This window comes from Thermococcus fumicolans, from assembly GCF_055386755.1.
The window spans coordinates 1767728-1778380 of sequence record NZ_AP042424.1 but is presented as its reverse complement, the minus strand read 5'-3'; the positions used below and the strand labels follow the sequence as shown (position 1 = coordinate 1778380).

The 10653-nt window shown below is 55.6% G+C and carries 12 protein-coding genes; 5 read left to right on the top strand and 7 right to left on the bottom strand.

Annotated features, from left to right (window positions below; all coding sequences use genetic code 11):
• The first annotated feature begins 70 nt into the window (after window positions 1-70).
• Entirely contained in the window at window positions 71-778 is a 708-nt protein-coding gene (gene purC, locus ACZ5AM_RS10045; protein ID WP_464916135.1) for a phosphoribosylaminoimidazolesuccinocarboxamide synthase, read from the top strand.
• Here purC and ACZ5AM_RS10040 read toward each other — a convergent pair.
• Window positions 750-914 (bottom strand): hypothetical protein, encoded by a 165-nt coding sequence (locus tag ACZ5AM_RS10040; protein WP_464914808.1) that lies wholly within the window; start codon window positions 912-914, stop codon window positions 750-752. The genes purC and ACZ5AM_RS10040 overlap by 29 nt on opposite strands.
• Before the next feature lie 30 nt (window positions 915-944).
• Window positions 945-1949: a phosphoribosylformylglycinamidine cyclo-ligase gene (gene purM / locus ACZ5AM_RS10035; RefSeq protein ID WP_464916134.1), complete on the bottom strand. Its 1005-nt coding sequence runs from the start codon at window positions 1947-1949 to the stop codon at window positions 945-947.
• A 124-nt stretch (window positions 1950-2073) separates the two neighbouring features.
• Here purM and purT point away from each other — a divergent pair, with 124 nt between their 5' ends.
• Window positions 2074-3366, top strand: coding sequence for a phosphoribosylglycinamide formyltransferase 2 (gene purT / locus ACZ5AM_RS10030; protein WP_464916133.1), 1293 nt, complete (start codon window positions 2074-2076; stop codon window positions 3364-3366).
• A 5-nt stretch (window positions 3367-3371) separates the two neighbouring features.
• On the opposite strand, the gene ACZ5AM_RS10025 is transcribed toward purT, so the two are convergent.
• Complete coding sequence (locus ACZ5AM_RS10025; protein ID WP_464916132.1) at window positions 3372-3542, bottom strand: preprotein translocase subunit Sec61beta; 171 nt, start codon at window positions 3540-3542, stop codon at window positions 3372-3374.
• Window positions 3543-3660: 118 nt separating this feature from the next.
• On the opposite strand from ACZ5AM_RS10025, the gene ACZ5AM_RS10020 reads away from it, so the two are divergent.
• Complete coding sequence (locus ACZ5AM_RS10020; protein WP_464916131.1) at window positions 3661-4338, top strand: TBP-interacting protein; 678 nt, start codon at window positions 3661-3663, stop codon at window positions 4336-4338.
• Between the two features lie 5 nt (window positions 4339-4343).
• Here the strand turns inward: ACZ5AM_RS10020 and ACZ5AM_RS10015 are convergent, their stop codons facing one another.
• From ACZ5AM_RS10015 to ACZ5AM_RS10005, 3 genes are read right to left on the bottom strand one after another with little or no spacing between them, the layout of a single operon-like run.
• Window positions 4344-5483, bottom strand: a complete 1140-nt coding sequence (locus ACZ5AM_RS10015; protein WP_464914807.1) for a DUF835 domain-containing protein — start codon at window positions 5481-5483, stop codon at window positions 4344-4346.
• A gap of 5 nt (window positions 5484-5488) precedes the next feature.
• Window positions 5489-6739 carry a bifunctional sugar-1-phosphate nucleotidylyltransferase/acetyltransferase gene (glmU, locus tag ACZ5AM_RS10010; protein WP_464914806.1) on the bottom strand — a complete coding sequence of 417 codons (1251 nt, stop codon included), beginning with the start codon at window positions 6737-6739 and terminating at the stop codon, window positions 5489-5491.
• Window positions 6736-7509, bottom strand: a complete 774-nt coding sequence (locus tag ACZ5AM_RS10005; protein ID WP_464914805.1) for an undecaprenyl-diphosphate phosphatase — start codon at window positions 7507-7509, stop codon at window positions 6736-6738. The genes glmU and ACZ5AM_RS10005 overlap by 4 nt, the downstream gene beginning before the upstream one ends.
• A gap of 120 nt (window positions 7510-7629) precedes the next feature.
• Between ACZ5AM_RS10005 and ACZ5AM_RS10000 the strand changes: the two genes are divergently transcribed.
• Window positions 7630-8709 carry an NOG1 family protein gene (locus ACZ5AM_RS10000; protein WP_464914804.1) on the top strand — a complete coding sequence of 360 codons (1080 nt, stop codon included), beginning with the start codon at window positions 7630-7632 and terminating at the stop codon, window positions 8707-8709.
• 101 nt (window positions 8710-8810) lie between these two features.
• A complete protein-coding gene (locus ACZ5AM_RS09995; protein ID WP_464914803.1) occupies window positions 8811-10103 on the top strand; it encodes an RNA-binding domain-containing protein in 1293 nt (430 codons plus the stop codon).
• 145 nt (window positions 10104-10248) lie between these two features.
• On the opposite strand, the gene ACZ5AM_RS09990 is transcribed toward ACZ5AM_RS09995, so the two are convergent.
• On the bottom strand, window positions 10249-10641 hold the full coding sequence (locus ACZ5AM_RS09990; RefSeq protein ID WP_464914802.1) for a 30S ribosomal protein S8e: 393 nt from the start codon (window positions 10639-10641) through the stop codon (window positions 10249-10251).
• Window positions 10642-10653 lie beyond the last annotated feature (12 nt).

Below are 10653 nucleotides of genomic sequence, written 5' to 3'. Positions count from 1 at the left end.
GTTGTTTGACTGATTTATGTCTAAAAAATCCTTAAAAGTCTCAAAATTTTACATAAAAATGGTGAAGCCTATGGAGGTTTACGAGGGTAAGGCCAAGAAGGTGATCCCGCTCGACGACGGCAAGGCGATAATGGAGTTCAAGGACGACGCCACCGCCTTTGACGGGAAAAAGAAGGCCCAGTTCAGGGGTAAGGGCTGGCTCAACGCCCAGATTAGCGCCCACCTCTTCAGGGTTCTTGAGGAGAACGGCGTAAAGACCCACTTCATAGGCATAGCCGGGGACAACAGGCTCATCGTTGAGCGTCTCAAGATGTATCCCCTCGAGGTTGTGGTGAGAAACGTTGTCGCTGGCAGTCTCAAGAAGCGCCTTCCCCTTGAGGAGGGAACCGAGCTCAGCGAGCCGATAGTCGAGCTCTACTACAAGGATGACGACCTCGGCGACCCGATGATAAACCACTACCACGCGAGAGTTCTGGGCATAAGCGGGGACGAGCTCAGGGAGATGGAAAGGATAGCCCTCAGGGTGAACGAGGTTCTCAGGAGGTACTTCGCCGAGCGCGGGATAATCCTGGTGGACTTCAAGCTGGAGTTCGGGAAGAACGAGAGGGGAGAGATTATTCTTGGTGATGAGATTAGCCCCGACACCTGCCGCTTCTGGGATGCCGAAACGAAGGAGAGCCTCGACAAGGACGTCTTCCGCTTCGACAAGGGGGACCTGATTTCAGCCTACGAGAGGCTCTACGAGAGGCTCACGGGCGAAACTCCGAGTCATAGGTGATTAGGACTGTGTAGCAGCCTTTCTCGTCCTCTTCTATTACAATTTTTCTCAACCTGGCCCCGTATTCGCCCACGGCCTTCTCCACGATCGCTGGCAGGTCTTCGAGGAACGCTTTTTCCTTAACCATGAGTTCCATCGGATCACCGAAAAAGGTTGGGGGAGGACGTTAAAGCTTTACCCCGTAGTTCTCGACCCTTATTCCAGCCTCTCTCGTGACGACTCCAAGCTCGAAGCTCTCGTAGTGCCTGTTCAAGATTTCAAGCGCTTCATCCTTCTCCTCCGCTGGAATGACCGCGATGAAGCCGACTCCCATATTGAAGACCCGGAACATCTCCTCAAGCGGGACGCCGTTCTCGTGGATGAGTTTGAAGATTCCCTCGATGGGCGGCATCTCCAGCGAGAAGCCGTAGCCGGTTAGGCGCTCGAGGTTGGTAAGTCCACCACCGGTTATATGGGCTAACCCGTGAACCTCGACGCTCTCGATGAGCTCAAGAACTGCCTTAACGTAAATCCTCGTCGGCTCCAAAAGCCACTCCCAGAGCCTTCTACCTTCGTACTCGTAGTCGAGGCTGTACTTCGGAATTAGTAGCTTTCTCGCGAGGGTTAAGCCGTTGGAGTGTATCCCCGAGCTCGCTATACCGATAACAATGTCGCCCGGCCTTATCTTTTCCCCTGTTATGACGTTCCCCTTCCCCACGACTCCAATGGCCGTTCCGGCCAGGTCGAAGCCGTTTATCAGGTCGGGCATAACCGCGGTTTCTCCGCCGACTATCGCCACTCCGGCCTGCTCTGCTCCTTCATAGAGCCCCCTGGCTATCTCTTCGAAAACTTCCTCGTCCGGCTCCCTTACGGCAAGGTAATCAACCAGCGCTACGGGCTCAGCCCCGACGCAGAGCAGGTCGTTGGCGTTCATCGCTATCATGTCTATTCCTATCGTGTCGAACTTGCCAACCGCTTCCGCTATCAAAACCTTCGTCCCGACGCCGTCCGTGGTCATGGCGAGGTAGAATTCTCCAAAGTCCATCAGCGCCGCGTAGTGGCCGAGGTTTTCCGCGGGCTCCCCCACTTTGCCCTTCCGGAACTCGAAAGTTGCCTTCGCGAGCGAGATTATGCCCTTCAAAGCTCTCGCCGTTTTTTCATCATCAACTCCAGCCTGGGCGTAGGTCAGCATGAGCACCACCGGGGGGAGTTCGCGAAGGCGCTTAAAAGATTTGCCGTTTTTATGCTTAAAAAGGCTTAAATATTCGCAGTTTTTAACACTTCAACGTCAACACCCTGACTCTGAGGTGGTGCGGATGATTAAGCCCCGCGATGAACTTGGAACTGCCATGACAGACTCCGCTCAAAAAATACTCCTCCTCGGAAGTGGAGAGCTGGGGAAGGAGATAGCCATCGAGGCCCAGCGCCTCGGGGTTGAGGTGATAGCGGTTGACCGCTATGCCAACGCCCCGGCGATGCATGTTTCTCACCGCTCCTACATCGGTGACATGAAAAACTCCGACTTCCTCTTCTCGGTCGTAGAGAGGGAAAAGCCCGACGCGATAATCCCCGAGATAGAGGCCATAAACCTCGATGCCCTCTTCGAGCTCGAAAAGGACGGCTACTTCGTCGTTCCAAACGCCAAAGCCACGTGGATTGCCATGCACCGCGAGAGGACGAGGGAAACCCTCGCGAAGGAAGCCAAGGTCCCGACTTCCCGCTATGAATACGCCACAACCCTCGACGAGCTCTACGAGGCCTGCGAGAGGATAGGCTACCCCTGCCACACCAAGGCGATAATGAGCTCAAGCGGAAAGGGTTCATACTTCGTTAAGAGCCCTGAAGATATCCCGAAGGCCTGGGAAGTCGCAAAAAAGAAGGCCCGCGGTAGCGCCGACAAGATAATCGTCGAGGAGCACATAGACTTCGACGTCGAGATAACCGAGCTAGCCGTGAGGCACTACGACGAGAACGGGGAGATAGTTACGACTTTTCCAAAGCCCGTCGGCCACTACCAGATTGACGGTGACTATCATTCCAGCTGGCAACCGACCGAGATTTCGGAAAAAGCGGAGCGCGAGATCTATCGCATAGCCAAGCGCATAACAGACGTCCTAGGTGGCCTTGGGCTCTTCGGCGTCGAGATGTTCGTGAAAGGTGATAAAGTCTGGGCCAACGAGGTTTCCCCAAGGCCCCACGACACAGGCATGGTTACCCTGGCTTCCCATCCCACCGGCTTTTCGGAGTTCGGACTGCACCTGAGGGCCGTCCTTGGCCTTCCGATTCCCGGGGAGTGGGTTGACGGCTATCGGCTCTTCCCCCTCCTGACCCCGGCGGCGACCCATGTGATAAAGGCCAACGTTTCCGGCTATTCCCCAAGGTTTAGGGGTCTCTCAAAAGCTTTGAGTGTGCCGAACACGACGGTCAGGCTCTTCGGGAAGCCGGAGGCTTACCCCGGCAGGAGGCTCGGCGTGGCGATAGCCTGGGACAAGAGCGTTGAGGAGGCCAAGAGGAGGGCCGAGATGGTTGCCCACGCGATAGAGCTCAGAACCCGCTCATCGGGGTGGCACGGCCAGGGGTATGAGAAAAGGAAGCACCTGATCCGGTAAAGCCCTCAGCCGAATATGCTCGATCCGAAGAGGTGCAGGAACACCTCAAACGCTATGAGGACGAGCGTTACCGCTATGACCCCCTTCGGGCTCACCTTTATTGCCCTCGTGTCTTCGTCGAAGAACCTCATGAGTCCGGCTCCAGTCGGGGGAAGGGTCGTCTTGTCCTTTGCCATTTTTATCACCTGCGTGACTCTAATCAAGATCCAATAAAAGCTTTGCCCTTACTCCCATTTTTAAGTTTTTTCGCTAAGGTTTATTAAGTTGGAGGCCCACTTTCAAACGGTGGTTGGAGTGGGCTATGAAAACCTCAGTCCCAGAATGAAGAGGGTCTACAGCCAGGTTCGTTACCTTGACGATTATCACTGGAGCATAAGGGAGAACGTGATCGAGGGGATCCACAAGAAGAGCGGTATCAGGGTGTCCATATTTGCCGCCGACAACAGGGAGCACGCCCTCAGGATGGCCGACGAGATAAAGGAGGACGGAATAGTGATCATAGCCGTTCCGGACAAGGGGGTCTTCACCGTCCACAACGGGGCCTTCGTCATGACGTACAAGTACGCCAGGGCAACGCTCAGCGACATACACGACCACATAGTGTGGAGCGGCTTCAAGGTCAAGGATGACGGGGACGGCTTCGTTCAGGAGGACTTCTACGAGTACCTCGGGGGCAGGCTGATCGCCCACATAAAGGAGAACGCCGTTATAGGCCAGGACTACGTGTTCTGGCAGTTCTACAAGTGTGAGGTCTGTGGGAAGTACGTCGACATAGACAGCCTTGAGGGTCACCTCAAGGGCCACGGGGTGAAGATCCACGAGAAGAGCGAGGAGAGGTACGAGGTTTTTGAGCTAAACTTCCGCGACGGAAAGGTCTACGACAAATTTGGGGAGGAGGTCAAGCTCTCGTCCTTCAGTGAGGAGGCCAGGGACTTCCTGAAGGAGTCCATGAGCGCGACCGAGATGAAATGAAAGTATCAGGCGGTCTTCTTCTCGGAACTTTCTTTCTGGATCTCCTTTAGATCCGTAAACTCCCTGCTGATAATGTGGAGCTCGGGTTCTTTGAACGCCTCCGGGTTGGCCACCAGGACGAGGACGCCCCCCTTTGAGAGGACGAAGTCCCTGACGGCCAGCAGGAACTTCATGGCCGTCTGGAACCCCACTTCGACTGAGAGGTACTCGAGGGCATCCACGTAGACCACCCGGTAGCCCTTCTCCACCTCCTTGATTATCAAGTCCTGGAGGATGCCCAGCTTCGTCGGCGGGATGGCGACGACCTTCGGGTTGTCCCTAATGCTCCCCTCCTGTGCCTTGGTTACCCAGAACACCATTGACGCCGGGGTGAACATCCTTTCGACCTCGCCGGGGGAGAGCCTCGTGACCGCCACTAGGTCGCTGTGGAGGATGTTCGAGGACAGCTTGGAGACCTCCTTTATGGAGCTCGCCCAGTACGCCCCGGACTTGAGTTCTACAGTTTGGGGCTTGGTCGGCGCCGTTATCGGATAGAATATGAACGTAAGTGCCCCGATTGCCGCTAGAAGCCTCCCGACTGCCGCGAGGAAGAAGGCCATCGTCGAGTACCACTGTACGGGCCTCCCAACGGGGTACGTCAGGTTGAGCAGACCGACCACTGCGAGGCCGATTGGGAAGAGCCTGTCCCAGAAACGGCTCGGTATCACGTAGTTCCAGAGGACGACGGAGAAGTACACCAGCGAACCCCCGACTAGGAGGGAGGGGAAGCTGGATTTCAGCGCGAAGTTCCCATGAAAAGCGTCCACCGCCAGCAGGAAAATCCAGACGTATGAAGCGACGAGGACGATCGATATGTACAGGACCTGACGGAGGTCCGTTTTTCCGTACTTCAGGTGGAACGTTCCCCAGAGGAGCAGCACGGAGATGTAGAAGTTGGGGATCTTTGAGGCGACGTCGTACGCTTGGGGTATTACGTGGACTCCCATGGGTCGCAGGATGTAGTTCTCAACGTCAAGGGCGTTTATGAACATCGCCGCGGCGAGTAGGGCCCATCCCTTGTCCCGGGTCTGGTACGTTTTGTATGCTATCGCCAGAAAGAGCACCCACCTCGACAGAAAGTTCAGGGTGGGGATCAGACCGGCCATTCCCTTCACCTTACGACCTTCTCCTGTTTGAGTACCACCATCGCCCCAGGGGGGACGTTCTTGTCCACTACCACGCCGGGCCCGATCCTGGCCCCGGTCCCTATCTTCCTGCCCGGGTAGATGCTCACGTTTATCCCCGTCTTAACGTCGTGCCCTATTATCGCCCCCAGCTTGTGCCTGCCGCTGTCCTCAAGCTTTCCTTTGATTTCTACCTTGATGTTGCCCCTATCGTGCCTCAGGTTCGCCGTTATCGTTCCAGCCCCGAGGTTGGAGTTCTCGCCGATTATCGAGTCGCCCACGTAGTTGAGGTGCGGGGCGTTGGAGTTGTCCATTATGATGGAGTTCTTCACCTCAACGGCGTTGCCTATGTGGCAGTTGTCGCCTATGCTCGTGTAGGGCCTTATGAAGCAGTTCGGCCCTATCCTCGAGTTCCTCCCGATCTTGACCGGACCGATTATGTAGGCGCCGCTCCTTATCACGGTTCCCTCACCGACCTCGACGGGAGGAATGAGCACCGCCCCAGGCTCCACCTCTCCCCTGACGTCGTGCTTCAGCTTGGTTTTGAGGAGGTACTCGTTCAGCTCCAGCATGTTCCAGGGCCTTCCTATGTCGTTCCAGTAGCCGTCGTAAACGGCGTAGGCAACCTTCTTCCCCGCTTCTATCATGAGGTTCAACGTGTCGGTGATTTCGTACTCGCCCCTCTCGCTGAGCTGGGTCTGGGATATGAAATCAAACACCTCCGGCTTGAAGGCGTAGATTCCAAGGTTTGCGTAGCCTGGAACCTTTCCGGGTTTTTCGAGAACCGCCCTAACGAGGTTTCCTTCAACCTCTATCTTTCCGAAGTGGCTTAAATCCTCGAAGTGCTTGACGACGAGTGCCGCGTCCGCGTTCTCCTTCCTGAAGGTTGAGATGAGCTCTTTTAGGGCCTCGACCTCGAAGTATATGTCCCCGTTGGCCACTATGAACTCCTCATCGACATGCTCCCTCACGGACTCTATGGCCTTTGCCGTTCCTTCGCCCGGCAGTTGCTCCACGTAGGTTATTGGCTTCCCGTTGAACTCGTCCCCGAGTGCCTCGATCAGCTTTTCCTTCTTGTACCTAACCACGATCAGGAACTCGTCCACGAAGTGATCGAGGTTCTCCATCACGTACTCTATTATTGGCTTGTTTGCTACCTTAAGGACGACCTTTGGCCTGTCGTCTGTGAGCGGGCGCAGTCTTTCTCCCTTTCCAGCGGCTAGGATCACACCCTTCAAAGTACCACCTCCACTAGGCACAGGATGACCCCTATCAGCCCGTACACGAATAGGAACTTTCCGGTTTCAAGCCTTTCGGCGGCCTTGATGATGGCCCACAGCCCGACCAGCGACGTAAAGAACGCCGAGGTAAAGGCAACCGGCCCGAGAAGTTTGGACTGGGGGTGCCAGTCCATGGAGAGCACCCTGACGAGGAGATAGGCCGGGGCTATCTCAAAGGAAAACCTTACCGTGTCCTTTGGATCGTACGCCGATGGGGCGAGCAGAAGAACCGTTAAGCCGCTCCTCGACAGTCCGCCTATCGACGAGACCCCCTGGGCAACTCCCGCCAGGAACCCGTCAACGGGCGTCGGCCTCTCGTCAAAGGCCCTTCCAATCTCTCCCAGCTTCGCCGGGAGTTTGGGGTTTGCTGACAGGAGGATTATGAGGAGGGCCACGAACAGGTTTACGGCGGTTCCAATGTTCTTAGCGGGGGTGAGTCTTGACAGGGGGAGGCCCAGTATCAGAGTTATGACGGACGAGAAGAGCACGTACCTGAGCTCCGGCCACGGGAGGCCTCTGAGCATGGTCGCGGCTTCCCTTGAGATGGTGTCCCTGAAGTAGAAGAGAAACGCCACCATCATCCCGATGTAGGAGGGAACGAGCAGTTCCGCGTAGTTTTTCCCTACTATTGAGACCACATCCCCCTCTGGGGATGCCGGGAAGAGAAACATGATGGCCGCTGTGATCCCGGATATTATCCCATCGACGAATTCCACCGTCATGGTCATCGTTTTTACTCCACCGCTTACAAGATAAAACTTTCTCTGCCCTGAGCTTTGACTGAATAGGTTTTTAAACTCCCCATCCTCCCTTTCTCTGCGAGCCACAGTTGTTGAAGAGGTGAGATCATGAGGAACCCGTTTGAGAAGATGCCAACGGTTCTTACCGCTGACGAGCTCATCGACAAGGCCTTCAGGAGGGCTGAGAAAGCCGCCTCGGCCTTCACTCCCAAGGGCGGCCCGAGGGCAAAGGCCAGGCAGAGGGAGGAGCTGAGGATAAGAACCGTCTCCAACGTGATACGCGATAACCTTAGGAAAATACTCGACAGAACCCCCGGAGTTTCAACGCTCCCGCAGTTTTACAGGGAGCTCGTTGACACCCTCGTTGACCGCGACCAGTTCCACCGCTCCCTGGCGCACGTCAACTGGGCGGTGAAGACCATAAGGAACCTCGAGCAGCGCTACGTTGAAAAGATACGCTACTCCAGAGACCCTGAAGAGATGGCAAAGCTCAGGAGGGGGTTCTACGGCCGCGTTGCCGACGTCCTCAGGGACATAGCCGATGATTTGGAGTACCTCAACCAGGCCAGAAACGTGCTGAAGGATTTGCCGGTCGTAGACCTCGAGCTCCCCACAGTCGTCATAGCCGGCCACCCGAACGTGGGCAAGAGCACGCTCCTGAGGGCCCTGACCAACGCGAAGCCCGAGGTCGCTAGTTATCCATTCACCACGAAGGGCATAAACGTCGGCCAGTTCGAGGAGCACTACCTCAAGTACCAGGTCATCGACACCCCCGGCCTGCTTGACAGGCCACTCAGCGAGAGGAACGAGGTTGAGAGGCAGGCGATTCTAGCTTTAAAGCACCTCGGCAAGGTCATCGTCTACATCTTCGACCCGAGCGAGTACTGCGGCTACCCGATAGAGGAGCAAATGCATCTCTTCGAGGAGATCCACCGCGAGTTCGGGGAGTTCCCGTTCATAGTGGTGCTCAACAAGGTGGACATAGCGGACGAGGAGAAGATAAAGGCCGTCGAGGAGTTCGTTAAGGCCAAGGGCCTCGAACCGCTGAGGATTTCGGCTCTCAACGGTGAAGGACTGGATGAGCTAAAGCGGCGCGTCATCGAGCTCGTCAAGCCGATGGTCGAGGAGCAGGCTAGGAAGATCATGGAGAAGGAGCTGAAGAAGTACAGGGAGGAGCTTGGGCTTTAATCCCTCCCGGTTTCTCCCGTTAACTTTACCGTTAACACCGTAAACCCGGTAAACTTTACGGTACCGTTAACTTTTTGAGGTTTACGATCTTAACGGTAATCATGGACGTGAACGAACTGCTGTCCCTTATAAAGGAGGGTGAGAACGAGAGGGTTGAGTTCAAAAGAACGGCCACTCCGGACATAGCGAGGGAAATCTGCGCCATGGCAAACGCCGAGGGCGGATACCTGCTCATCGGAGTCTCCGATGATGGAAAAATCATCGGCTGTGATCCCAAAAAAGTGGGGGAGGTTCTTGCATCCTCCCTCCAGAACATAACCCCTCCAATAAGCGTCAGAACCAGCGCCTTGGACATAGGCGGAAGGAGGGTCGTTGTGGTCGAGGTTCCCAGGTCAAAGACCCTCTGCTCCATCGGTGGGGTAGCGTACATTCGCGTCGGCTCCGGGATAAGACCCCTCTCGATTCAGGAGATAGTGATGCTCTCCTCCGAACTCGGGACGATAACCTGGGACGAGTTTCCAGCGGTAGACATCTCGAACATGCGGGAGGATTACGTGGAGTGGTTCTTCTCCGCGATGAGAGAGGCCCGGGGCAGGGAGATTCCAAGGGAAGACTGGAACCGCTATCTGAGGAGCGCCAGGGCCGTAAAAGGGAAAAAGCTGACCAATGCTGGGGTTCTCTTCTTCACGGATGCCCAGGATTTTATACCGCACTCCGGGGGAAGGATAATCAGAATGGAGAACGACCAGCCCGTCTGGAGCAAGGAGTTCAGCGGGCCAGTCTGGAAGGTCATCGATGAGATGTACACCGAGCTGATGTCCCAGATTGGTAGCGTTGAGGTTGTGGCCGGTGCAAAGAGGAAAAAACTGCCTGAGTATCCCCCAAGGGCCATCAGGGAGGCGATAATCAATGCATTTGCCCACAAGAACTACACCATACCCGCGGACGTCAGAGTGTTCATATACCCGGACAGGCTGGTGATAAGGAACCCCGGCGGCTTGATGCCCGGCGTTGATCTGAACGATCCGGAGCACGTTCCCAGAAACCCCTACCTCTGCGGTCTCCTCTATGATTCCGGCTACATCGAGAAGTACGGATACGGACTCAGGATGATAAAAAGCGAGTGTGAGCGGCACGGCTTGGTTGAGGTGGAGTTCCGGAGCAGCGAAAACCGGTTTGAGGTTGTTTTCAAGAAGACATCAGCGAAGATGCTGGATGAGATTGACCGGAAAATCATTGAGTTCCTGTCCATCCCAAGGCGGAGCAGCGAGATAGCTGAATACGTAGGTATATCGAAGCCCAGCGTCCTTAAAAGGCTGAAGAAACTCGAGTCCTTGGGGGTTGTGAGGCCAATCGGTTATGGTTCTCAGAGACGGTACGCCCTGAACCGTTAACACCGTAAACCCGACAAACTTTACGGTACCGTTAACTTTTCTCCCTTTACGCGGTTAACGGTGGACGAGAAACGGCAACCATGAAAGAGGCCACTAAAACTCTGAAGGGAATTCCAGAAAAGGGACTTCAAAAGTTGAAGAAAAATCAGGCGTTCTCCTCCTTGATGAGAACGGCGTTGACGACTCCGTCCTGGCCCGGCCTGCTGGTGACGATGGCCTTGCCGGCCTCGGTCTCTATTATGGCACCCTTGGTGATTATGTTCCTCCTTGCGTACTGCCTGTTGGAGGGGTTCTCGATGACGTTGAGGATCTTGACCTTCCTGCCCTTGCCGTTCTCGAAGACGTTGGCGTAGAGTGCCTCGACGAGGCGCACCTTCCTGTTGCCGCCGTAGGTTCTGATTATCTTCCTCTTCTCCCTCTCCTCGGCAACCCTAGTGTTGGCCGGTTCTCTTCCGAGCTCCCTCTTCCTCTTCTTTCTAGCGAGGACGATCCTTCCACCTGAAGGCTTTTTGAGTGATCTTCCCTGCCAGATGGCCATTCTTCTCACCTC